This window comes from Ktedonobacter sp. SOSP1-52 (genome assembly GCF_016587395.1).
In genome coordinates, this window is the sequence record NZ_BNJH01000002.1 from 1,514,477 (window position 1) to 1,539,185 (window position 24,709).

General features: G+C 47.1%; 22 protein-coding genes. 11 read left to right on the plus strand and 11 right to left on the minus strand.

Features of this window, described 5'->3' with window-relative positions; genetic code table 11:
- Positions 1-26: 26 nt before the first annotated feature.
- Both thiO and JMJ16_RS22015 read left to right on the plus strand, forming a co-directional pair.
- A complete protein-coding gene (thiO, locus tag JMJ16_RS22010) occupies positions 27-1,133 on the plus strand; it encodes a glycine oxidase ThiO (RefSeq protein ID WP_201385032.1) in 1,107 nt (368 codons plus the stop codon).
- Between the two features lie 130 nt (positions 1,134-1,263).
- On the plus strand, positions 1,264-2,175 hold the full coding sequence (locus JMJ16_RS22015; protein WP_201385034.1) for a restriction endonuclease: 912 nt from the start codon (positions 1,264-1,266) through the stop codon (positions 2,173-2,175).
- A gap of 407 nt (positions 2,176-2,582) precedes the next feature.
- Here the strand turns inward: JMJ16_RS22015 and JMJ16_RS22020 are convergent, their stop codons facing one another.
- The 3 genes from JMJ16_RS22020 to JMJ16_RS22030 are packed head-to-tail and all read right to left on the minus strand — an operon-like array spanning position 2,583 to position 6,330.
- Positions 2,583-4,523 carry a hypothetical protein gene (locus JMJ16_RS22020; protein WP_201385036.1) on the minus strand — a complete coding sequence of 647 codons (1,941 nt, stop codon included), beginning with the start codon at positions 4,521-4,523 and terminating at the stop codon, positions 2,583-2,585.
- A gap of 13 nt (positions 4,524-4,536) precedes the next feature.
- Positions 4,537-5,100 carry a hypothetical protein gene (locus tag JMJ16_RS22025; RefSeq protein ID WP_201385037.1) on the minus strand — a complete coding sequence of 188 codons (564 nt, stop codon included), beginning with the start codon at positions 5,098-5,100 and terminating at the stop codon, positions 4,537-4,539.
- A 12-nt stretch (positions 5,101-5,112) separates the two neighbouring features.
- Positions 5,113-6,330 (minus strand): dsDNA nuclease domain-containing protein, encoded by a 1,218-nt coding sequence (locus tag JMJ16_RS22030; protein ID WP_201385039.1) that lies wholly within the window; start codon positions 6,328-6,330, stop codon positions 5,113-5,115.
- 277 nt (positions 6,331-6,607) lie between these two features.
- Between JMJ16_RS22030 and JMJ16_RS22035 the strand changes: the two genes are divergently transcribed.
- The 3 genes from JMJ16_RS22035 (at position 6,608) to mutT (ending at position 9,099) form a co-directional block, all read left to right on the plus strand.
- The gene (locus JMJ16_RS22035) at positions 6,608-7,465 is read left to right on the plus strand and encodes a hypothetical protein (protein WP_201385041.1); all 858 of its coding nucleotides are present in this window, start codon (positions 6,608-6,610) and stop codon (positions 7,463-7,465) included.
- A gap of 223 nt (positions 7,466-7,688) precedes the next feature.
- Positions 7,689-8,645 carry an HNH endonuclease gene (locus tag JMJ16_RS22040; RefSeq protein ID WP_201385043.1) on the plus strand — a complete coding sequence of 319 codons (957 nt, stop codon included), beginning with the start codon at positions 7,689-7,691 and terminating at the stop codon, positions 8,643-8,645.
- A 55-nt stretch (positions 8,646-8,700) separates the two neighbouring features.
- Complete coding sequence (mutT, locus tag JMJ16_RS22045; protein ID WP_201385045.1) at positions 8,701-9,099, plus strand: 8-oxo-dGTP diphosphatase MutT; 399 nt, start codon at positions 8,701-8,703, stop codon at positions 9,097-9,099.
- 540 nt (positions 9,100-9,639) lie between these two features.
- On the opposite strand, the gene JMJ16_RS22050 is transcribed toward mutT, so the two are convergent.
- Together JMJ16_RS22050 and JMJ16_RS22055 are read right to left on the minus strand one after the other, a co-directional pair.
- Complete coding sequence (locus JMJ16_RS22050; protein ID WP_201385047.1) at positions 9,640-10,173, minus strand: hypothetical protein; 534 nt, start codon at positions 10,171-10,173, stop codon at positions 9,640-9,642.
- A gap of 1,093 nt (positions 10,174-11,266) precedes the next feature.
- Positions 11,267-11,584, minus strand: coding sequence for a tyrosine-type recombinase/integrase (locus JMJ16_RS22055; protein ID WP_201385049.1), 318 nt, complete (start codon positions 11,582-11,584; stop codon positions 11,267-11,269).
- Positions 11,585-11,855: 271 nt separating this feature from the next.
- On the opposite strand from JMJ16_RS22055, the gene JMJ16_RS22060 reads away from it, so the two are divergent.
- Positions 11,856-12,497, plus strand: coding sequence for a hypothetical protein (locus JMJ16_RS22060; RefSeq protein ID WP_201385051.1), 642 nt, complete (start codon positions 11,856-11,858; stop codon positions 12,495-12,497).
- Between the two features lie 268 nt (positions 12,498-12,765).
- Here the strand turns inward: JMJ16_RS22060 and JMJ16_RS22065 are convergent, their stop codons facing one another.
- Complete coding sequence (locus tag JMJ16_RS22065) at positions 12,766-13,281, minus strand: GtrA family protein (protein ID WP_201385053.1); 516 nt, start codon at positions 13,279-13,281, stop codon at positions 12,766-12,768.
- Positions 13,282-13,551: 270 nt separating this feature from the next.
- On the opposite strand from JMJ16_RS22065, the gene JMJ16_RS22070 reads away from it, so the two are divergent.
- The gene (locus JMJ16_RS22070; RefSeq protein WP_201385055.1) at positions 13,552-14,739 is read left to right on the plus strand and encodes a lysylphosphatidylglycerol synthase transmembrane domain-containing protein; all 1,188 of its coding nucleotides are present in this window, start codon (positions 13,552-13,554) and stop codon (positions 14,737-14,739) included.
- 114 nt (positions 14,740-14,853) lie between these two features.
- Here the strand turns inward: JMJ16_RS22070 and JMJ16_RS22075 are convergent, their stop codons facing one another.
- From JMJ16_RS22075 to lexA, 3 genes are all read right to left on the minus strand, one after another.
- Positions 14,854-15,651, minus strand: coding sequence for a DedA family protein (locus tag JMJ16_RS22075; RefSeq protein WP_236601656.1), 798 nt, complete (start codon positions 15,649-15,651; stop codon positions 14,854-14,856).
- A gap of 113 nt (positions 15,652-15,764) precedes the next feature.
- Positions 15,765-16,934, minus strand: coding sequence for a hypothetical protein (locus JMJ16_RS22080; protein WP_201385057.1), 1,170 nt, complete (start codon positions 16,932-16,934; stop codon positions 15,765-15,767).
- A 351-nt stretch (positions 16,935-17,285) separates the two neighbouring features.
- Entirely contained in the window at positions 17,286-17,939 is a 654-nt protein-coding gene (lexA, locus tag JMJ16_RS22085; protein WP_007910586.1) for a transcriptional repressor LexA, read from the minus strand.
- Positions 17,940-18,411: 472 nt separating this feature from the next.
- On the opposite strand from lexA, the gene JMJ16_RS22090 reads away from it, so the two are divergent.
- Positions 18,412-18,936, plus strand: a complete 525-nt coding sequence (locus tag JMJ16_RS22090) for a bifunctional nuclease family protein (protein ID WP_201369107.1) — start codon at positions 18,412-18,414, stop codon at positions 18,934-18,936.
- Positions 18,937-19,017: 81 nt separating this feature from the next.
- Here JMJ16_RS22090 and JMJ16_RS22095 read toward each other — a convergent pair whose 3' ends face one another.
- Together JMJ16_RS22095 and lysA are read right to left on the minus strand one after the other, a co-directional pair.
- The gene (locus JMJ16_RS22095) at positions 19,018-19,665 is read right to left on the minus strand and encodes a hypothetical protein (protein ID WP_201385059.1); all 648 of its coding nucleotides are present in this window, start codon (positions 19,663-19,665) and stop codon (positions 19,018-19,020) included.
- Between the two features lie 72 nt (positions 19,666-19,737).
- Entirely contained in the window at positions 19,738-21,081 is a 1,344-nt protein-coding gene (gene lysA / locus JMJ16_RS22100; RefSeq protein WP_201385060.1) for a diaminopimelate decarboxylase, read from the minus strand.
- Between the two features lie 265 nt (positions 21,082-21,346).
- Between lysA and gltX the strand changes: the two genes are divergently transcribed.
- The 3 genes from gltX (at position 21,347) to JMJ16_RS22115 (ending at position 24,480) form a co-directional block, all read left to right on the plus strand.
- Positions 21,347-22,870, plus strand: a complete 1,524-nt coding sequence (gene gltX, locus JMJ16_RS22105) for a glutamate--tRNA ligase (protein ID WP_201385062.1) — start codon at positions 21,347-21,349, stop codon at positions 22,868-22,870.
- 98 nt (positions 22,871-22,968) lie between these two features.
- On the plus strand, positions 22,969-23,628 hold the full coding sequence (locus JMJ16_RS22110; protein ID WP_201385064.1) for a DUF6483 family protein: 660 nt from the start codon (positions 22,969-22,971) through the stop codon (positions 23,626-23,628).
- Between the two features lie 204 nt (positions 23,629-23,832).
- The gene (locus JMJ16_RS22115; RefSeq protein ID WP_201385066.1) at positions 23,833-24,480 is read left to right on the plus strand and encodes a CPBP family intramembrane glutamic endopeptidase; all 648 of its coding nucleotides are present in this window, start codon (positions 23,833-23,835) and stop codon (positions 24,478-24,480) included.
- Positions 24,481-24,709: the final 229 nt, after the last annotated feature.

Sequence of the window (24,709 nt, forward strand, 5' to 3'; positions counted from 1 at the left end):
TTCTAGTCTGGTAAGTCGAGACCGCCATGAAACCCACAACAGACGTCGCCATCGTAGGAGGAGGAGTCATCGGCTGCGCTATTGCCTACTACCTTCGTAAAGCGAACATTGATGTTACAGTGTTGGAGCGAGGAGAAATAGGAGCACAGGCATCAAGCGCAGCCGCTGGCCTACTAGCACCTCTGGGACCAATCCCAGGCCCCGGACCATTTGCAGATCTACTTATGTCTGGTTTTAGGCTCCTCATCGATCTCGTTCCAGAACTAGAAGAGGCCAGCAGCGTACATATCGGCTACGAACAAACCGGCGCACTGCGAACGGTACGCAACCCCAAACGTGTTGCTCACCTGCAACAGCGCATGCAAGCATGGCAACCATTAGGCCTGAAAATGTACTGGCTCACCGGCGACGAAGCCAGAAAACAAGAGCCACTGCTTGACCCTCACATTCAAGCAGCTATTTATGCACCAGAAGAATCACAAGTCCAAGCTCCCCAAGTTGTCCAGGCTTACTATCAGGCCGCAAAAAGACTCGGAGCTATCTTCTATCCCCATGAAGAAGTCATAGGCATTCAGCATCAGGACAACCAGGTTACAGAGGTAGTCACAGCTCACCAGTCGATCTCGTGCAAATATCTCATCATCACAGCAGGATCATGGACAGCTCAGTGTGGAGAGTGGCTCAATCTCGACATCCCAGTTACCCCCCTCAAAGGAGAAATTATTTCCTACTGCCAACCCACCCACCAGCTCCGGCATATCATTTTTGGGGAAGGAGCCTATCTTGCTCCCAAGGGAGAAAGCATCATTGTTGGAGCAACAAAAGCAGATACCGGCTTTGATACCCAAGTCACAGAGAAAGGCATCACCTGGCTACAAAACGCCACAGCAAAACTCGTTCCAAGCTTGGCACAACAGACTTTCACATCTTCATGGGCAGGACTACGCCCTAAAACACCAGACACACGCCCCATTCTCGGCCCAGCTCCCCAATGGGAGAATGTTATTCTCGCCACTGGTCACAATAGCGTGGGTGTCATCCTCAGCGCCATCACAGGACAAACCATCACAGAAACAATTTCTAACGGTCAAGCGCCTCAAATAATTCAGCCATTTTCATTGGAGCGATTTTAAACTTAGCAATAAATTTCCGGCATTCCTAATCTCACTACCAAATAATGGCTATGAAAGCTCTACTACGCTATTATCAATGATATACTTTTAAACATTAAAATGTACAAAGTGCCTTTATAGGAGTCTTAACATGGCAGTACCTGATTATCAAAGTTTAATGCTTCCACTTTTAACCCTTGCAGCAGACAGAAATGAACATAATATTAGAGAAGCAATAGAGACTTTAGCCAACCAACTTAAACTTACTGAACAAGATAGAGAAGAGCTTTTGCCCAGTGGCAAAAAGCGGAAATTTGATGATCGAGTGCATTGGGCTCGTACGTATTTAATAAAAGCCCTCTTGATTGAGAACGCTGGAAGAGCAAAATTTCGTCTAACTGAGCGTGGTTGGGAAGTTCTAAAATCTAATCCTAATCACATCAATAATAAATACTTAAGACGATTTCCTGAATTTATTTCTTTTATTGATAGTAAGAGCAATGGGGAAGTAACAGCCGAAAAAATTACGGAGGAGATTAGTCAGACTCCGCAGGAGATCTTAGATTCAAGTTATCAGAGTTTAAGAAAAACCCTGGCTCAAGAGCTACTAGAAAACATCAAAAACAGCTCGCCTAAATTCTTTGAGAACTTAGTAGTAGATCTGCTTATTGCAATGGGCTATGGTGGTTCAAGAAAAGATGCAGGTCAGGCTATTGGGCAGGTAGGTGATGGTGGAATAGATGGAATAATCAAGGAAGACAAGCTTGGCTTCGACGTTATCTATATACAAGCAAAAAAATGGGAAGGAACGGTCTCTCGTCCAGATGTACAAGGCTTTGCAGGAGCGCTCATGGGCCGTAAAGCCAATAAAGGAGTTTTTATAACTACATCCAATTTTTCCAAACAAGCGATAGAATTTGCTAGTGGAATTGACGGGAGAAAAATTATCTTAATTGACGGAGAACAATTAGCTCAATTAATGATTGATCATGATATCGGTGTTACAGAGGAGTCAAAATATATCATCAAAAAGATAGACCTTGACTATTTTAGTGAAGAGTAAGAAAAATCTAAGAAGACGCTCCCAATATATAGAAGCTTGGGAGCGTCTTTCTAAAATCCCTGCTAAGAATGCTTAGACAAAGATTTGCTCGACGGTAATAGGCAAACCGGGCAATACCTGAGAAGGTAACACATCGTCAGCAACAAAAAGCCCTTGAGAACGATATACACCACTCACTGAAACAACACTTCTACGATATGACCATCAAGGGTTACAATCCAGTACTCTGGGACACCAGCTCCAGCGTATGCGTCTTGCATCTCACGCCGATATGGGCTACCGTACTCGGCACACCAACCTCAATCACTAGGTCAGGAGAGCCGAGAATGAACATATCCGTGACTTGATCAAATACTCGTTAAGAAGCACACATTACAATTTATGTTGAAGCAGGCCCTCAAGAGATTTTATTCTTGTTCTCTCAGTAGCATTCTATTTGGAGCTTTACTAATCTCCTCTATAACGTAAGGTTTGAGTTCGTCAACTATTTTACGTGTGGTCAATATAACCTGCCAATTTAATCCTTCCTCACCTTCAGCATTCTTTTTCTCCGCATTAAGTTGCATTTGAGCAAAATAATGAAGCAATTTGTCCTGGTTTTCCTCGTTTAAGTCTCCGCTGTTAGGAGAATCGACTACTAAAAATAAAGGGAAAAAAGTCGATTCTTGGCGAGCTAATTCCAAAAAAGCAAGGTGATAACAAACTGTAGCTAGTCCAGTTAACGCAACTCCTGGATTAGTATACCAATTGCCATTAATTCGTGGAACTAACCTTTGAGGATCAATTGAGCAGTATTGAATATTAGGGAAACTAACCTCCTTGAGAATTTTTTCATAAATCTGAGATAGTTTGGTCATTCTTTCTTCATTTGGCCTATTAACTTGTTTAAGCTTATCCTCCCACTGAGCTTTCTCTAATTGAAGATTTTTCAAATTTTCATCTTTATTGTCAACTGAGTGCAATTGATCCAAGAATACCTTAATGCTTGTTAATTTCGCTTCTCTTTGCACAACTGCATAAGTCTGTTCTAGCAGATGGTCAACAGAAGGAGCAACAAATGTTCTTGTTTCTTGATCAAGCGTATCGCTAACTTCTTCTTCTAAAGCTCGAATATTATTCAGCCTTAATTCAATTTCTTCTTTCTCCCGCCTAACATCTTCCAAAACCATTTCAGCTTCCTCTATCTGAAAACCAATATCTTGGGTTCTAGGCATAGCTAGTGGTAGGTCATCAGATGTCATCGTAAGAGGACGACTACACAAACAACAACGATCATGCTCTTCTCGCAATTTCATCTCACTGGTGATTGTCTGCAGACATCGTGGACATTTATCAAAATCAACGCTATTAAGCACAGATATTGATGTTTTCACACGCTCTACCTTTCGACGATCAACAAGCAAAGATGCGTGAAGTTCCTCTAAACGCTTCTCCTCTTGTACAATTGCACCAAGATCCTGTTCGTTTTGCGCTTTCTCAGCTTTTATACCTAACAGTTGACTTCGTAGACTATCAATTCGACCTGGCTTTCCTCTAGAAGAATAGCTATTCCCATTTTGTTTGATCTCTTGCTGAGCCTGGAATAGCTCAAATTTTGCAAGCTCAAGGTGTTGTTCAGCGTCATAAAACTGTTTTTCAACTTCGGATAGAGAAGCTACACTTGTTTCGGATAAGAACTTTCGCACTGACTGTATTAGCGTTTCTAACTGCTGCATATTTTGTTGTACTTTAGCCAATTTTTCTTCAATATCAAAACGTTCAAAAGGAGTAATTCCAGTTAAAAAACCAATAATGTCTGGAATTCTTCTTTCTGGTAAAACCTTATTCAGAATAGAAACAAAACTGAGTTTTTGTTGAAGTACAAACGCTCTCATAAGCAAAGGGAAAGTCAATGGCTCCAAATCACCATTGGCTGTTTTTACTGATACTGCTGGAATCTTTAATATATATAGCAGAAAGTCTGATAATTCCTGTACATCGTACAACTCACCCTGTGTATTTTCTATACCTGGCCGATAAGGACCACGGCGAACAGTAATTTGAGAATGGATTCTCTTGAGAGAACGCTCAATAGTAAATACTTCACTATTAGCCTCTATTTGTAACCACAAGGTCTCTATCTGATCGCTAATAGAAGCGAAATGCCATTTAGTCTTAGCTTCTTGCTTTTTTCCTAACCCATGCAATATAAGCTCAACTAATGCAGTTTTTCCAGCACCATTAGTTGTTCGCGGGTCCCCTTCAAAGGGAACAGCTCTCAGGACATTAAGGCCATTTTCAAAGGTCAGATCACAGGAAAGCTCCCCTTCAACGACCAGCCTACGTATAAATAGGGATGGAGAAGTCATAATTAATTTACTCCTAAATAGTTGCACCAATTTTCCGGTTTACGACTTCTGGAAAATTGTGATAAATAAAATCTTTTAATTTGTTACCATTATATTTCTTGAATAAACGGTATGTTGTACTTGCTCTCCTTGCTAAATCTTCATATGCAGACTCTTTACTTAATTTTCCTACAATTTCCGCCCCAGTACTTGTCAATTTAAAAATCTCAGTTCCTCTACCATTACTTTTTTCAACTTCAATTAACCCTTTTCCGATTAAATAGGCTAATGCCATATAATAATTATGGTCCCAGGGTCCATAGAGATAACGCACCATATGTGATTCTACAGAGTTTTCTTCCTCACTAAAGCTTAAGCCTAGGTCTTCATCCGAAACCTCTATGCCTAGAATTTGTGCAGCATTTCTTAGATAAGCAGGATAACGTAAGAAAAAATCTAACTTGGCTAACAAAGTACGACCTTCAACACCAGGCAATTCAACATTCTTTTTACTTTGTGGTTTACCACACAGCGAAATTAATAGCAGAAGACGACTTGCATGGTATACAAGACTTTCTGTTGTACGTTTGGAGGCCATATTTTTCCCCTTTCATGCAAGGTCTTTTAAGTCACTCCACCAAGCAAAACAGTTATCAGTTTCACTCCAAAGTAAACCTAAGCAGACTAAAGCATCTATTTCAGGAAATTTGTCCACAGCCTGGGAAACCAAATCAGGAAGTAAACTTTTATACAGAGAAAGAATTTTTGGCCCTGGCCTGCTACTATTACCATCTAAACGACATATCTGATCACGGCACTCTGCATGAAGTTCAAGAAGAGTAGATGCAAGATTTTCTAAATTATCTTCTACACCCAAAATTTGGTATTTCCGCTTAAAGCCCTCAGCAAGGACCTTTTGACGATGGAAACGAGGTATTTCAGTGGGATGAAATCCACCAAGCAGTGCTTTTTTATCCAAAATAGTCTTTCCTGGTAAAGAGCTTAAGTCTGGGTAGCCATCAACGGTTCCTTCGAATTCAACACTACGACACTTCAAAACGTCATCTAAATATATGTAACGCTCTTCAAGCTCTGAAGTTGCTACAATCTTCTTTAATACCAAAAGAAGAAGTTTTTCATACATTAAATTAAGTTGCCTTAGGGAATATTGTGGCAACCCTGGGAATAATTCTTCTAATGCCACACTCAATTCAGTAGTGAGAGCAGATTCTAAAGCAACCTCATTTCCTTGAGTATATAGCATAGAACATTCTGTATCTATCCACGTGTTATAAATCCAAGAAGTAGCAGTCGCGACATCTATATCATCATCATGCTTTTCTTTAATAAAAGATTGTATGTAAGGGACTAATATTTTCTCAAATTTTTCTAACTCCTCCTGCTCTTCAGGCTTAAAAACCTGTTTACTGTGTTTAATCTCTAGTAAAAATTTAAGCCTATACAAAGGAATATAATTTCTTTGTGCTCGTGTATCCGCAATAGAGTTTGAAACAAAATGAAACTGTTGATTAGGAAAAACATTGCGCCGATAATACTGTTTACAAAGAATAGGAAGTACTTCGGAACACGTCCACGCTCCAACACTCTCTTGTCGAGTTTTTACTTGATGAAGTTCACTTACTCCTCTTCTAAGAATAACTAGATCCTCTGTACCTTCTGGGATAACTGCTTCTATTTCTTCGTCCTTCCGCAACATTCGAATGCACCAATATGCCGTATATACCATTTGAGCATAGTACCGGCCTAATGTATCTGCTCCGTGATCGCCAGCCTCCCGCAAAATCTGGGCTTTTAACTTAGTTAGCATTCAAGCTCCACATCTCATTAGAATACTTTTTCTATAATAAAGAACACATTAACAGATCTTAAATAATGTTAACCTATAAATTCCAAAAACTCAATCTAGCCGTAGAATCTTGTAGATCCACTAATAACGGCATAGTCAAAATTAGAGCACTTCTAAGCTTACAAAAAAGCTTCCCTAGAATCTCACTTCAAAAACGTTCTACTTTAGAAGAGAAAAGCAAAAGGACACTATTCTAAATTTACGAGCTTTTAGAATGAAAAATGCCAGGAGATTTGCAGTGACTAATAGAATTGATGAACAACAGATACCAATTGCTCGAACATTAATGCCGCAAGAAGATCCCACGACAGAGATGTTAGTGCGAGAAGCAAACAGAGCGTTCAGAAACTACATAGGTGATATTCTTAAAGAGAAGGGCATTGAAGCCGTAAACATAGATGCTTTAGATCTCGTTTCGCTAAAAAATGAGCTTTTCAAATTAACAAAAGTTATAAAAGATCAAGAAATACCTCCTAGGTATCGCATAGGCATCAAACTAAATAAAGACGTACACATAGCTGATATTTATATTCAAAACGATCCTACCAATGAGATAAGTCGCCTTAATGCTGTTACTACTGTCTACGCCCGCCCCATCCTCGAACTTTTTAAAGATCGTATCGCCGCTCGCATAAGTCTTCTAGAAGAACAGGAAAAAATTGAAAGCATAAGAGGCATAGTATCAAATATTCAAGGTGAAAATGTCAGAATAAAGTTAGAGAATGAGCTTAACGAATTAGATGAATTAAGAAGTAAAGTCGAAACTCTTAACAAGCAAATAAAAGAGAATGAAGAACACCAGAAAGACAGACAGTTCGAAATGGAATTACAATTAACACGAAGACAACGTATGGCTGAAATAAGAGAGATAGAGCTAAAGCCATGGAAAACTTTTGTAGAGAGAGAATCAGTCTCTACAATTCTTGGAGCATTACTCCTACTCATCATTGTTATATCTTTAATAGCTGCTATGTTTAATCATGTAACATCACCTGAAATTCTCAACAATGCTTTTCTAGTCATACTAGGCTATTTCTTTGGTCAAACGGTAGGAAAAATAGATAGTAAAGGGAAATCCAATAGAGACAAAGGTTAAAATATACAAAACCGAACGTCAAAGAACACCTTTTTTATCCCCTGCAATAGCAGCGACGCAAAACCCATAAAACCTCTCTAAAAGCCAATACGGCTATAAGAGGGACTTAAAATCCCCTGCCTTAAGAAATAAACAGCAAGCCATACAGTAGAAATTCCGACATCCATTTTGACATCCTAGAGAAGGCATATTTTATGCCTAGCACTTAAAAAGGAGAAAACATATGAGCTTTCTGGAGGAAGTGAAAAATAAAACAACTGGAGACTTACACTACCGAGCATTAGAATGGTTCGTGTCTCATACTAATCAAGAAGTAACATGGGAAGAGCTATCAGAAAAGAATCTGGCAATTCTGCAAAAAGGTATTTATAAGCCAGCTTACATGGACTACGCATTAAGTATCAAGCAAACATTGGAAAGCGATTACCCAGACTCAATGATTCATCGTTATCCTGATGGCAGCTGGTCACATCAATATTTTCAAGAAGGCAAAAGTGGTACTTCAGATGACAAACGTTTTACAAATCGGGCATTGGCAAAGTGCATGGAAGATCGAGTTCCAGTAGGAGTTCTGATACAAACACAAAAGAAACCTAGAACAGCAAAATATCGGGTTGAAGGAATTGCTTTTATTGTAGGATGGGAAAATGGATATTTCCTTTTAAGAAGTGATGTAAATGAAGATCAAGATAATATTATTGAATCACAGCTACAGAAACCATCTGTTCAGAAAGATATAGAAAAGTTGGTTCGTAACGTTTCTCAGCAATCATTTAACCCTAGCAATATTATTGATCACAGAAAGAAAACTGTTGCAACCATCCATCAGAGACAAGGACAAGGAGCTTTTCGCGATATGCTTATTGCCGCACATCAAACATGTGTCGTCACAGGTTATCAATTAACACAAGTATTAGAAGCAGCACACATTTACCCTTATCAAGGAACTGAAACAAACCATATCTCTAACGGTCTTCTTCTAAGAAGTGATATACATACATTGTTTGATCAAGGTCTACTGGCAGTGGACACAGCAACAATGACAATTATTGTGTCTCCCGAATTAAATGGTACCGAGTACGAAAATTTAGCCAATCAACCTCTACGTTTGCCTAAAGATGAAAGATTGCATCCTAGCAAGGAAGCACTAGATCTTCACCGAAAAATTGCTAATCTGTAACTTGAAGCTTTTTCGAGCTCCATCTATTTAATTATGATACTAGAAGGTAGAGTTTATGAAAGTTGTTACCGCAGCTATCCTTAATTTAAACGGTAAAATTCTCATTGCAAAGAGAAAAAAAGGGGATACTCTGGAAAACAAATGGGAATTTCCTGGTGGAAAGATTGAACCAGGAGAGTCGCCAGAACAATGTCTTGCACGTGAAATGCTAGAGGAATTTGGTGTAACAGTCCAAGTTCAAGATTTTGTCTGCTCAAGCACCTATCGATACCAACATATAGAAATCGAGTTGCTCGCATATAATGTAAGGTATATTGATGGTCAATTTAGTCTACATGACCACCAAGAAATACAATGGGTTACACCATCAGACTTACAAGCATATGATTTCGCGGCTGCTGATGTCCCTATAGTACATAAGCTATTAGCAACCAAAACGCAACAATTTTTCTAAGCATAGTGACTAACTTTTAGGTTCAGCAATATTAAACCAAAGTCTGTAAAGTCTTCCTCGTTGTCAAGACAGTTTGTCGTCCACATTAAGATAAAACTAAGCAGTTCAAGAAAGATCAATATGCTCAAATCATCGTGACAAAGACTACAAAATGGCGAGCCGACCAGCCCCGTGGAGCGAAGTAGAACGGAGCCAGTTGGATTCGTTCTATTTTCAGGCAATGAACTGGTTTCAAAAGACAAATTTCTTGGTCTACAGCAAGCCATACAGTAGAAATTCTGACATCCATTTTGACATCCTAGAGGTTGAGATCATATACATTTGATTCACCACGAATGGACAAAAATAAAACGTCCTTCCACTTAACAAGCCAATGGAACCGCATCAGAAGAGCGCCTAGTTTCTCGTGTCGTGGACTTCAACTCTCCCCCATCTCCACCAACGAAGCCGCTTGTGAAGTCTCTTCACAGGCGGCTTTCTTTAGCTGTCTTTAGCTGTCAATATAGATCTGAGAGCAAAACTGAGAGCAAAACTGCTTTTTCACTCCTCTTGTAGCCAACGTTCTACCAATCCATCGTACCTTCGACAAAACCACATGTCGCTCTCGCTCACCTCTCCCTCGCCTGGTACAGGTATCCATCGCTCCATATTATGTCCCTTCAACCACCAGAGCAGTGACTCATCCTGTGTACCCTCAAAATCAAGAATGCCGCAGATACCTCCACCGTCGGCTAACAACATGCTAAAGAGTCTCCGCAGAGAACGCGAGTAAAACATCAAATCACTCATATCATCAGCGACCGATACAAAGTTGAATGACACTGGAGATCCTGGTTTTTCTCGTCTAAAATCTATGGTGAGATCGAGATAACCGAAGGCCACATACCCCTGTTCGTCTACAACAAACCACTCATCTCCCCACGTATCTTTCTGAAACGCCGATCGTTCATCCTCATCTACTTGCAACCACAAACTTACATAAAAGCACAACTCAGGCAGTTGCTCATTATAAAATAAGGAGTCAGTTTTGTATTCAGAGTCAAAGGGGACATCAATAACATCACCTTCTGGCACATGTAACAACATATGCTTAGAACAAGTAGGAGATGCTAGCTTTACAAGAGACCTCAGCATCTTCCAGACGTTTTCCCTCTGGACATATAAGTGATAAGTGTAATCGTATCCCACTTTAAGCCACCTCGTACCTTGCTTATACATCAACAGACGAGCTATTATGTTTCAACCACTGATGCCGGGTCTAGTCTCTCTCCTCACTACCGCTGTGTAGTATGGCGACTCTGCAGAAATGCGACAATTAATTCTGCAAAGAGGCCTATTACACACATTAGTACTCCTGTAATCAGTACTGGAAATTCCATGTCAGGGTTCAGATTGAGCCATTCCCAGATCAGTTGAGAAGAGCCCATCCAGATAAGCAAAAGTCCAAAGCTTAGGCTAGTAAACGGCCCGGACACACTATCTAAGAAGTCAAAGCGGCCAGGTTGAAAATAGGGATATTGTCTGCGCAGCTTCTGTACTCTCCTCAGGAGAATACACGCAGCACCTAGAGGTATCCACTCAAGTGGCCCAAGCAGATAGATTATCGTGGAAACGCTAAGATGAAGTTGATTGCTACATAGCACTTCTACATTGAGGACAAGCCAGCAACCAAACATGATCCCAAGAAGAAGGGTCAGCCATGTAATGCGTCTGAAGAGTTGCTGCTCTGAGGGAGTTGTAATCCGTATCTCAGATTGTCCAGTCGACGAGGAAAGCGTATCTTCTGACGAGAGCGATTGGTTATTCTCAGTTGTTCGATTTAAGCGTTCCATGCAAATTTCCTTTAGTTCATCCTTTTCTGTATAGCTGCGAGGATAGAACGTGGTTTATGAAGTAGTAGCCATTGTAGAGCGGGAAAGAATTTTTCGTCAAGTCTGCTTGTTGTCTTTGTGTGCAGTTATGACTTGTCCTTTTTGAAAATCTGGCGGCAAAAGAGCACCTGGGATTTGCTAGCCCTTACAGTGTATACCAAACCCGCCTTACAGCATGTGAGGCGGGTTTTATTATGTTAGAGAGATTGATGTTATGTCTAAACGTGCAAATGGAGAGGATTCTATCTATCAACGTAAGTCAGACGGCAAGCTATTCATTAGCATTAGATGAAAGATCAGTTCTCATCTTCTGCTTTGTCGTCATGCCCAAACACATCATCCCACTTCTCTATAACCTCCTGTTGCATGGAAGGCATGAGGTGAGAATACAACCCTAGCGTGATAGAAATGTCACTATGCCCTAGCATCTCCTGAATCACCTTCATATTAATCCCCATGCTCGCCAGGATTGTAGCCGCACTATGCCGCAGATCATGAATACGCATATGAGGAATGCTAGCCTCATCTAACAGCCGATCAAACATCTTAAGAATATAAAGAGGGTTAAGGTAACCACCATCCAGGCCACAGACTATGGGAAAACCGCTCTCCATTTGATTCCTTCCATCACCTCTTGGAAATTGATATCCTTCTGCCTAAGTTTGTCTGTTCCCAAGGCTTTTAGCGAGAAAGAAGGTCGATTTCGATGGAGCATGAGCACTTAAAAGCGCATCTACCAAAAAAATGCGCATCTGCGTTTAAACTATCAGAGAAGAGAGAGGTTCTTGATCTCTTTGTTCTTGTTCTAACCCACTTGACCATGTTCAATAACCATTGATCAGCAGATGGCTTTCAAAATCTTCGTCCACTTCAAAGGAGCTCTCCATGCAAATTTTCAACGACGGTACACTTGGACAAGTGAAGCTTTCCACTAATGGGCTGTATCTGATTCAGGAAAACAATCACAAACGACTCTATGTAGCTCAAAACGCTGACGCGCCATTCTTCTGTGCGCAAACGAACGGGACCATTTCCTTTCAGGGAACTACCTACGAGGCCTTTGAGCCGAAGCAGTTATTTCTGCATGACTGTTTGCACACTGCCGAGGAGATCATGTATCAGAAAATACTGCCATTTGGGGAGGATGTAAGTAGCAAGATAGCAGGCAAACCAACGAATTTCGGCAGGAGCAGGACGAATAACCAGCAAGTAGCGAAGCCCAACCGCAAAGGAGTAAATGCAGCTCCGAATCAAGGCCAGGCCTTTGTTATCGTCTCGATGGATACGAAGAGCGAATATCCCTACCATGCTGCTGCCGTAGTGGCTGAGGACAAGGATGATCGGGTGACTATAGAGGTCTTTGCCACAGACCAAGACGCGAATAATACTAATCGTACGACAGCAGGTGATTTCCAAATGTATGAGATTGGAAGCCCACCCCATTCCTTTCATGGGGTGTGGAACGGAAACGCCGTGTTTGGGGACACGGAGCCGTGTACCATAGTTATTGAGCCAAACAAACTGTAAAATCTGCTAAAATCTCTCCATCAGCATCAATGGCAAAACTATTCTTGTAAAACCACAGGGACAAGGCAAGTAGGCTTGAACGAGAAAACCTGACATCCATTTTGACATCCTGCAGGTTAGGATCATACAAATTCGATTCGCTACCGATGGATACATCGTCAGCGATAAAGAGTCCCTGGGAACATAAAAGCGAAGGGAACCGCAGTATGACATGATATGCGGCTCCCCTCGCTTTTGCGTCGTTTTGGCTATCTATGAAGCAGTATGTTTAGCGATTGGTGGGGGTCGTCTGGCAATGTGAGGGTGTCTCCTCGCTGGGGACAACGGCGGTGGCATCCTCGATGGCTTCGACGGGCTTGACGCGGAAGACAAAGCGGTCAGAGACCAGGAACTTGTAGATAAAGTTGATGATGATGCCCAGGGTGTTGGCCGCGTAGACGTTGATATTGACCACGTCAGAGAAGAAGAGACTGATCAGGGTCGCCACCAGGAAGGCGGACATATTGGCGAGCTGGGCCTTGATGCTCTTTACAACCCAGGCATTAAACGTTGTAGGCATCTGGTCGCGATAGGTAATCAATTGATTGAGCACAAAATTGATGATAGTGCCGACTTCGAAAGAGCAGACCTGCGCGATGTTAGTGAGCCAGCTACCACGCAAGCCGGTCAGAGCAAAGACCGTGAGAAAGAATTTCAACGCTATCAGGTTGATAGGAATACCAATAAGACCGATCAGAGCGAACTTTACAAAGCGCTTTTCCCAGATTTTTTTGATGAGCGTCAAGATATTTATAACCCTTCCTTAGCTGTTTTCTCTGAGTACTTATTCTAACGATTGGCAATCAGCTTGGCCACGCTGGGTACCTATAGTCCTAGTCTTCAATATAGCCCTTAGATCCAGCGGGCACCATACCACTAACCCAAATGACGTGCATGCGAGGATTACTAGACTATCCTTTTGCCCTATACGTTTGACCTGTGTATCAAGAACGTGTTACGTTTGCTGTAATTAAACTTATATATGTGGAAGTGTTGTTTTTTTGTGAGGTGGTCTATGACAGAGGTAAAATCTACATCTCCCTTTACCAGTAATATCTCCCCCTTGTATCCCGCAGCGATTCCACGCACGGAGGATTGTCTGCCCCTGTTGCCTGAGGTTGAGCAGGCGCTTTCTGCACTGGCAGGCTCACAGAATGAAGCCAAAGAACAAATCACGCCAAAACGTGTTTCCTCAAGGAGAGCATTTCTGCTTCAGGTAGGGCTGGGCCTTTGCGCCGGGACGATGCTACTGGTGCTTATTACGCGTGTCGTTGACCTTCCGGTGACGCTGGCGGTCCTGCGACAGAACCTGGAGACCTGGCAGGGGTTGCTCTGCGCGTCAGGAGCAGCGCTGGCCTTTATCGTGGCCTTTAGCGTACGGAGCTTACGCTGGCGACTCTTCTTGCGTCGTAGTGAGAATATTCCCTATCTAACTGTATTGCGGATTTACTGGATTGGCGTGATGCTCAATTTTCTGCTTCCAATCCAGGGCGGCGAGATAAGCAAGAGCCTGTTACTGAAGCGGGTGACCGGTATGCCTGTAAGCAGGTCTTTACCGACGGTGGGGATGGATAAGGCGTGCGACCTGCTGCCCGCCCTGGTCATCATTATCATGGCACCTTTTCTACCAGGTTTGCATATGAGCATGCCGTTATGGGGCATCCTGGGGCTGGTAAGTGGGCTTCTGCTAGGATTGATTGGCCTGGTGCTCTTCACTGCCTGGAAGCGCCAGCTTGCGCGGGTTGCCCTGCAAAAGGCCTGCGGTATATTTCCAGGCCCTTTGCGCTCGAAGCTGGAGGGGTTCGCGCTAGGATGCATGGATACAGGGTTGGAGTGTATGCGCTATCCAGGAGACTTTCTGCGGGCGCTTCTACTGACTGGCATCGCGCTGACCTGCGATGGCATCTTCGCGATGCTGGCCTTCTGGACGATTGGCATACCTATCCCCCTGGGCATAGCGTTATTCGGATATACCATCTATAACATGTTCTGCATTCTGCCTACGCCACCGGGACAGATGGGCAGCAATGAGGTGATTGGTGTGCTGGTCTTCTCGGGCTTGCTTCACTATAACCGGACACATGTCCTGGCAATGTTTGTCTTCTCGCATCCTCTGGCGGCTCTCATTATGCTTCTCCTTGGCCTGTTGAGCCTCAGCCAGCTTGGTTTATCGCTCACCCAGGTGCTACGCACACGCCGTTAGTCAGCTTCATGTACAAGTTTTAGCTTGACTGCTCGCGCCTGATTAGGTAATGTGAGAAGTCCCTGGCAGCCTGCGGTTGCCAGGGACTTCTCACATTACCTATCAGAATATTTATTACCAGCTTTGAGGAGGCTGCTGAGGGCGCTGGAACTGCTGTGGCTGCTGAGCCTGCTGTGGATACTGAGCTTGGTTCCAGGGGCCAGCGGAAGGGGCCACGGGCTGAGCAGGCTGCTGTGCTGCCATTGCCTCGGCGGTGGCGTGCTCGGCACGGGCCTTGCGATCATTCTTCACATGGCGCCAGACATACAGGGCAACCAGAGCCACGAGTAGCACCAGGATGACCACGTCAAAGGCATGGAAGAGTGGGCTCAACTGGTCGATATGGGCGCCAAGGACCAGGCCCAGGTACGCCAGCAGGATACACCAGGGGAAAGAACCTAGAAATGAGTAGATGCAGAAGCGAGCAAAAGGCATCTTCGCGATACCAGCGGGTAGCGAGATGTAGGTGCGCACGACGGGAAGGAGGCGTGAGAAGAACGCCGTGGCGCTACCCCAACGCTGGAAGAAGGCATCGGCCTTGTCCGCATCATGCTGCGAGATCAGGACATAGCGGCCATACTTGAGCATGAGGGGGCGACCGCCTTTATAGCCGATATAATAGGCCACCATAGAACCCAGTAAGCAGCCAATGGCGCCGGATAACGCGACCAGCACAATTGCCAGGGGAGTATTTACTCCACCAAGCAGTACGCCACGAGAAATCAAAATACCGGCCACGGGCATGACGATTTCGCTGGGGAGAGGGATACAGCAACTCTCGATGGCCATGGCCAGGACAATGCCCAGTACGCCCGTTGACACATAGAGGTTAGTAATTAACGTCAGTAATAAGTCGGTAATATTGCCTAACAAGAGAAAGGCCTCCTTCACATAGCTAGGTACATTTTCGACCAATACTAGCATATTTTGTAAAAAGAGGCCAGGATATGTGGGACTTATAGCGTGTTCTGCCACCACCAAAAGGACTAGAACTCATCCTCTTCGTCATCAATATCCTCTGGCTCATAGAGTGAGGAGCGCCGTTTGGTGGGCTGCTCAAGCTGACGTGTCAGCTCCTCGCGTAAGGGATCGTCCTCATACATATAGGGCGCGCGCCGTACCAGGGGACGGTTAAAGTTTTCGCTACGGGGGAGTTCGCGTGTGGGTTTGCCTGCGGGTTTGCCGCCCTCCAGGCGTGTCTGACGCGTCTGTCGCTCGTTTGTCGTTTCCATCTCCTCTCCCTGCTCAAGAAAATCGGTCCGGCGACGACGTAACTGGGCAGAGGTGCGACGCGTTGAGGCCGAGGACTCTCCAGCCGCAGGGAGTGCCCTCTGGTTTGCGCCGCGTGAGGAATAGGGGTCACCGACCTGACGATTGTTCCGCGTCTGCCGCTGGTTGGTTAGCTGTTGCGAGCTGCGGCGCGTCGATTCAACGTTACGCTCTTGCTGAGATGAGAGGGCCTGGCTCGCGCGCAATGAGGATGTGGTAGAGTGGCGCGGCTGCTGTGTAGGCGAGAAATCCAATTCCTCATCCTCTTCATCCTCATCTACCTGCTGAAATGCCTCTATGCGGGCTGCTCGCAGAGCTTGCGAACGATGACGACTCTGTGGAGAGCCTGGCTCATAGCCAGGAAAACCAGGATAGAGGGGGCGCCGCATGGAAGTGGTTCGTCCTTCGGCTGGTGGGTTGGAAGGTACGTTGCGCGTCAGCTCCTGAGGTGGGACGCGCTGCAAGGAGGTCGAAGTAGCACGCGTATTTTTTGCTATGGGTAGACGCTGCGAAGTAGGGGCTGGAAGCTGGCGCGTGGAACGCTGACGCTGCATCACCTCAGCTTCATTCATGGCGGAAGGCGCCGGAAGCGTATAGCTCTCAACCTCGTATACCCTCTTCATCTGGCGAGAGGCAAGACGCGGACGCACATAACCATCATCCTCAAAGAATGTATCTTCTTCATAGACTTCGGCATGCAGGTGTTCTTGCTCTTCATGACGACGCGAGAGGTACGAGAATATGATGAGGGAGATAGGAATACTTAACAGGAGCGCGGCCAATCCGCCAATCAGCCCACCTAGCACCCAGGAATTGAGCGTATTACCAAACCAGAGAATAACCGCGGCACCTGCGATTAGTACCAACGCTGCGGCAACCGCCTTCATAAATTAGCGAGTCCTTTCCGAGCCGTCGCTAGTGGTGTCGGCTCCAGAATATCTGAGAACAGCGACACTCCAGGGAAGTACATAGACCAGTATAGCAAATTTATGAGCAGAGAACAAGGGGAAATCCAAGCATAGACAAAGCGAACAGGGAATAGACGCAAGTCGTGTCAGGGCCAGGCAAGCGTCCCAGTCACACTGAACACGGGCTTGAATGTTCCGCAAAGAGACAGGTTATTTTGCATACATCACGAAAAAAGCGCCGCAATCGATGCACTGAAGATACACATTCTGGCTTCAGTACCTATTGCGACGCGCCTGCCACAGGGTCAGGGGCAAGAGATCAAGAGAGATCTAAGCAGCGGGTTTGCACTGGCGGAAGATGGCGACAACCTTGCCTTGAATCTCCCACTCGCGATCCCAGATGCTCTTGGGAATCAGGATGGGATCGAGTTCTGAGTTGGCAGGTTGCAAACGAACCCGGTCATGATCCTTTTCCTGGAAGAAGCGTTTGAGGGTCGCGCTACCGCTCTCGCCTTCAAATTTGTGTACGGCAACCACAATATCGCCATTCTGGCAGATATGCTGCGGTTGAATCACCACATAATCGCCATCACAAATATGATCTTCGATCATTGAGCGCCCTTTGACGATGAGTGCATAGCAGTTCTCGCTATCGATAAAGTCGCGCCCCATATCGATGCGCTGCGAACCATCAGCATAGATGTCTAGAGGCTCGCCAGCGGCAATCGTACCTACGAGCGGAATGCCAGCTGGGACCGACTCATCTTGCTTGACCAGCTTGATACCGCGACTCTTCTTGGGCTGGCGGATAATCAGGCTCTTCTTCTCCAACATGGTCAGATGGTAGTCTACATGCCCGGTGCTGGCGATGCCCAGCTCCCGCCCGATCTCGCGGTTGGTTGGTGGCATCCCTTCACGCTTCATATAATTGACGATAAACTCGTACATTTTCCGCTGTATCTCGCTGGTTTGTTCTATCGACATAGAACGATCTCCTGCCTTTCTGAAAAGACGATTGTCTACGATCTCATCCGCCCCCTGATACTAGAACGGCCATTCAAAACCATGATACCATAACCCTATAGGCAAAACAAGACTTTTTGAACGGAATTTTCGAATATTTTTTCGTACTCAGCTGTATGCTTAGGGGGAGTGTGTGGATGGCAGATGGACCTGCGGTCCATCTGCCATCCACACACTCTTTACTCTAAAAGCCTTTGGCATGAGGTAAGGCTGGAAGCCAAAGTGAGTGAGGAATCCTGTCCCTATAAAGATAAGTTTGGAGGTACATGCCGGGTTTGCTATACTGCTCTCAAGAGTGCCAGGAAGAGGCACGATAGCAAGGAAAGACACAAATAGACAGCGTTCTGATTTGCGTCAGTGATCTCGATAGGTGTACAATAGAGGCGTAAGGTATGCGACGGACTTCGCGACGAAAGAGAGAGTCAGAAATACTATGGTAGAGATGACAGTTGAGAGCGTGCGAATCAACCTGGCTACGCAACAGCGAGTGGTCATCTTGAAAGCAACACAGCAAGAGCGCTATCTCTTCATCTGGATAGCTCATGCCGAAGCATACGCTATTGCCGTCGAACTTCAAGGAGCCACCTCCCAGCGTCCACTTACGCATGACCTGCTCAAAAACGTCATTGGAGAACTTGGCGCTCACCTGGAAAGCATTGTGATCTCTGACCTGGTCGATGAGATCTTCTACGCGCGCCTGGTCCTCGATGTCGCGGGCAGACATGTTGAGATCGACTCTCGCCCGAGCGATGCTATCGCCCTGGCTGTACGCACCAAGACCCCCATTTATATCGATGAGAGCGTCCTTGAGCGCGCTGGGGTAACGCTTGAAACGAGCGAAGAGTCCCCCACTGAAAAAGAGAACGATGTCCAGAATATGAAGGAAGATGAAAACCTTGATGCCTATCGCGACTTCATTAATAGTCTGGATGTCTTAGACGAGTTCGGCAAGGATTAACGCCTCTCGGGATATAAGTTGATAAGACCACCTTCAGCCGTTCAATGAGGAACATATCCAGGTGGTCGCCCTCACGTTAGCTCAAAACGCACGCACAATAAACCGGAGAAGCTTCACCAGGATACGCGAGAGGACGCCATAGATTATAATGGCGGGTAACGCGTATAACTCAGGATCCACCGTGAATGGGAGATGCACCTGTGCCCCCAGCAACTGGACCGGGACGAGAAAAACGGTGCTAAACGTATACAGCGCTACCACCCACGACTGATCAGCAGGTATATGTAGGAGAAACCTCATCACGAAGCGGGCGAACAGCGATAGCTGTACTATGACCAGAAAGATGGCAAGAAATCCGGGCAGTAACCTCCATCCCTCCGGCCCTCTTCTTCTTGCAGGCGGAGTATATGCTGGCTGAGGGTGCGCATAGCGATCAGGCTGGGGCTGTGGTGCATAGCCTGGGTAGGCCGGTGGTTGCCACTGCATGTGTGGGGGCGGTGGCACAATTTGACGTCTCCCACGAGCATGGGGAGCATGGCTGGCTGGTGGTGGCGGAGTCGCGATGGTGCGATCGTCATAGAGATCCGGATCAACGCCTGGCTCCTGATATCCCTGGCCGTAATAGCCTGGCTCAGGCACAACTTCAGGGTAGGGCACAGGCTCTGTGGGCATATCATGGTCATCAACTTGTTGTTCGGGCTTCCGTGTTAACTTCTGCCAATAGTTCATAATAATGCCTCCAGCGTTCTTCTTACGCGACTCCTGATGCCGCCAACCACCAACATCCATACTCGAAACTGGCTAGCTCTCCTGATAACGGGCAAGAATATCGTCGTATGTTTCACGCCGCTCCATGACCTGCACACGTCCTTCCTCTACTAAAAGTACGCCCGGTCGTGGCACCAGGTTGTAGTTACTTGCCATTGGGAGACAATACGCGCCCGCCAGCGGCAAGAGGAGCAGCTCACCCTCGCGCATAGCAGGCAAACGTACATTATCAATGAGCATATCGCCTGATTCACAATACCGTCCCGAGACGCAATAGTCAACACTTCCTGGTACGGAGATATGTTCAACGGGGAGAGCGGTATAAAGTGCATGGTAGAGGGCCGGGCGAATATTGTCTGCCATACCACCATCCACAAACAGATAGGTCGTGCCAGCAGGCGTCGCCTTCAGGGCACCTATGCGATAGAGTGCCACGCCCGCGCGCGCTACAATTGAGCGCCCAGGCTCCAGAATGAGCGTGGGAGCAGGCAGCGTGCCATTCGAAATGCTCGCCAACATGACTTGCATCTGGTGCTGCAAGGCCTGGGCAAGCTGGTCAAGTCCAGGCGTCCCAAGTTGATCAGGAGTATCAATGCCCCAGCCGCCGCCCGGGCTAACCTCCTCTGGCCACCATTGCGTCTCGTCATAGATGGCCTTCGCCAGCGAGAGCAAATGCACGAGGCACTCTTCATAGGGACGTGTTTCGCGCAGCATGGTACCGGAATGAGCATGTAGCCCTACCAGATGAAGCTTACCCTCACCAAGGATACGCAGAATCGCTGTTTTCGCCTCTCCGTTCTGCAAGGGGAAACCGAATTTAGAGGCGGCATGGCCCGTCTGCAAATAGCGATGGGTATCGGTCTCCACACCAGGAGCAACGCGCAACAGAACCGCCGGGCGCTGTCCCAATTCATCAGCCAGGTGAGTGAGGCGCTCCAGTTCACTCCAGTTGTCCAGAATGATGCGCCCAACGCCCAGTTGCAAAGCCAGTTTCAGTTCTGCGGTCGATTTATTATTGCCATGAAAGGAGATACGCTCCATCGGGAAGCCCGCGCGTTGTGCGACGGTCAATTCACCGCCTGAGACGATGTCCAGCCCCATACCCTGCTCGGCAATGATGCGCGCCACGAGGGGTGAGAGATAGGCTTTGGAGGCATAGAGGATGCGCACAGCAGATGCCTGGTAGTAGCGCTCAAAGGCTTGAAAGTAGCGCTGGCAGGCGTGGACAATCGTTGCGCGATCAAAAATATAGAGTGGTGTACCGTATTGCTCAGCCAGCGCGGGCAGCGCGTGCCCCGCGATATGCAAAACATCGTCGGTCGAGACCGCCGCGGTATCAGGGAGCAACGTCGTTAAAGATACCAGGGATGAGGACATCGTGTGTATTCCCCTCTTCTATGATAGCTGTCGATAGCTATACCTATATAACGATTGACAAAAGAAGAATGCATGCCAAGTAAGTCGTCCGTCCTACTCCAAAGAAAATATGCTCAGTGATTAGACTGTACTATAGCAGGAGTATGATGAGACAAGCAAGCAAGGAAAAATCGCACGGCACGAAATATGTGCAGATGCTACACAGCAACAGGCTAACTATGCTACAATAACGCGGTAAGTAGACAGTTGAATAGGAGTTTTTTCCATGACACAAATCGACAACCGGACGCAGGAGCAGGCAAAGCTACCAGCCAATCGCCCGCCGCGCTTGCGCTTTGCTCCCAGTCCCACTGGCTTTCAGCACATCGGCGGCTATCGGACAGCACTCTTTAGCTGGCTATTCGCGCGCCACGGCGGCGGGCAGTTTATTCTGCGTATCGAAGACACCGATCAAGCACGCACAGTGGAGGGTTCGGTTGAAGATATTATCAAAGGGCTGCAATGGTTTGGCATGGATTATGATGAGGGTCCGGTTGTAGGTGGCCCCTATGGTCCCTACTTCCAGGTGCAGCGCAAGGCCCTCTACCAGCACTATGCCAATCAGCTTATCGAGGCAGGGCATGCCTACAAGTGTTACTGCACACCCGAACGCATCGACCGAGTGCGCCAGGAGCGCGCGGCCAAAAAGCTGCCACCGCGCTATGATCGTCACTGCCGCAACTTGAGCGCGGAAGAGCGCGCGGCCAACGCCGCCGCGGGCCTCTCCTATACTGTGCGCCTGGCGATGCCTGAGGAGGGAGAGACAATCGTTCCCGACCAGTTGCACGGGAACATGAACTTTAAGAACGCCGACCTGGATGATATCATCATTCTCAAAACCAATGGTCTGGCGCCCTACCACCTGGCCCACCTGGTCGATGACCACTTGATGGAGATTACGCATGTCTTGCGTGGTGAAGACTGGATCTCGACATCGCCGTATCACGTCTATCTCTACAAGGTCCTGGGCTGGGAGATGCCCCTGCTCTATCATGTGCCCAACGTTCTGGGCAATGACAAGAAGAAGCTGAGCAAGCGACGTAACGCGCCCTCCTGGTCAGATTACCAGCGCGATGGCTACCTACCCGAGGCCGTCTTTAACTTCATGGCACTGCTGGGCTGGGCGTATGATGATAAGACGGAGATCTTCACCAAAGAGGAACTGATCAAGGCATTTACGCTTGACCGCGTCAGCGTCTCCTCCGGCATCTATGACCCGGATAAGATGCTCTGGATGAATGGTCTCTATATCCGCAAGCTCTCGCTCGATGAGCTGGTGGAGCGCACGCTGCCCTATATGGAGCGCCCCGAGGCAGAGGGGGGACTCCCTGACAGCGTTCAGCGTCCCCTGAACCGTGCCTACACAAAACAGGTGCTTGAGCTTGAGCAAGAGCGCCTCAAGACCCTGGGTGATGCCGCCCACGCCGTCGCCTTCTTCTATCTGAAGAACCTGGAATACGACGCCAGCATGCTGATTCAGAAGAAGATGGACACGGCAGGCACGCGCAATGCTCTCCAGCACGCCCATGATCTGCTCGCCAGCATCGAGCACTGGGATCATGAGACCCTGGAGCCACCAATGCGTGAGCTAGCGCAGAAGCTTGAACTCAAGCCGGGGCAGCTCTTTGGCGCAGTACGTGTCGCGGTCAGCGCGAGCAACGCTACTCCGCCCCTGTTCCATATGCTCGCGGTACTGGGTCGCGAGGTCAGTCTCAAGCGCCTGCAAGAGGCTATCGCGAAACTGGCATAAGAAGAAGAGGAGGGTGAGGGGGAGCTGGCTGAAGCCAGTTCCCCCTCACCCTCTTCCAGAAACCAATAGAGGAAGCCTGGGGAAGCCTGGAGGGAAACATGGTTAATAGAGACTACATCTTGCGGTTGGCCGAGAAATTGGGGCGCACCCTGGCGATTGTCCTGCGCTTACGTGAGTACAACCAGCAGGAAGAGGCATTGCTACGCGTTGACGAAGAACTGTTCAGAGCCACCGGTCTTACCTCCAGCTTTCTCAACTCGCTCAGCGAGGAGACTCTGATCCAGGTACTTTCCCCCCTTGGACGACCCAACGTTGATGCAGCTCTCTGGGCGGCAGTGCTTCTCAAGACTGAAGGAGAGATTTACCAGGATCTAGGAAACACCACGGAGAGCTACTACCGCGCAGTCAAGGCCCTACATCTCCTACTCTACGTTCATCAGTATGAGCCTATTGAGGAAGTGGAGATTCTACGCGAAGATATCCAGATGCTTATCCACACCCTGGACGAATATACCTTGCCTGTGTCCACCAGGCAGTTGCTCTTTCGTTACCAGGAACACCTGGGCTTCTATGCTCAGGCTGAAGATACCCTGTTTGAATTGCTGGAAGACACCCCCGGAGACAAAGCGCTACTTCAGCAGGGGCGGGATTTTTACCAGCGCCTCAGCATCAGGAGTGCTCCAGACCTGGCAGCAGGCAACTTTTCGCCTGAGGAGATTCAGGAAGGGCTGGAGCAACTTGCACGCTTCTCAAACTAAGGTCAGACACGACCAGCGAGCTGCCTGACACAGAAACGCATCGTACAGTCTATTTCTTTAATCCCTAGACAGATAGCCCGAGTTTGATTACACTTGCTTAAATATAAATTAACACACCGTTAACACAAGTATAGAAAGTAAGTGTATTACATGGCCACTGTCACCCAGAAAAAAGAGATCTTCTTACCAAGGAGAGGTTCACGCGTGTCGAACGCCACATCAACGCAACTCGTGCGCTCCACCGTCGCCACTAGCTGGCGTTGGATGTGGCCCGACCTGCTTATGCGAATTATCCCCATGAGCCTTGTTCCGCTCCTCTATATCGCCTTTTTTCACCTGCCGCTCTCATTTCTGGGACTCGCCCTGACGCAAGTGCCACTACACCTCTTCGTTGGCCTGCTGGTAGGGATTGGCATGGCGATATTTGCCATTTTCTATCGGATGTACGTTGTCGGCCCCTGGTTTCGCTGGCCGACTGCAAGCGACCAGTGTTTCCAGAGCTTCTTCTACCTGTGTATTAACGCGCCAGTGGAAGAGCTTTTCTTTCGTGGCTTCCTCCTGGCGATCGTCACCCAATGGACTGGATGGCTGGGCTGGGGCTGGCTCGTAAGTACGGCGGTCTATACCCTCTATCATCGCCTGGGCAAATGGAACTGGCGTAGCGTGGGGGGAGTCGGCCTGGCGGGCATCGTTTTCAGCCTGGTCTACTTACTGCTTCCAGGACCCCATTCGCTTTTGGCGGTCACGCTCGTTCACGGCTTTACGACCAGTGGCTTCTTGAGTTGGGGAGATGAGGCGCTCTATCGCACCTGGAAACGCCGCATTCCCCGCGCAGAAGCGGTGCAAAAATAGGCATACTGCTTTTCTATATACTGACGCAGGGTGCTACAACATACATCATTGCAAAAAATACATCTCTTGGCGCGCTTTGATGACCTGAATGGCTAGTGCTAGAGCCAACCCTTGAGTCACACCCCAAAAAGCGTTAAGATAAGAGGGCCTGGTACGGGGCGCATAACTACACCGCGTTTATTTGTATTTCTTGTGCAGATAGAGGTAACATAACACGACAGAGGGTAAA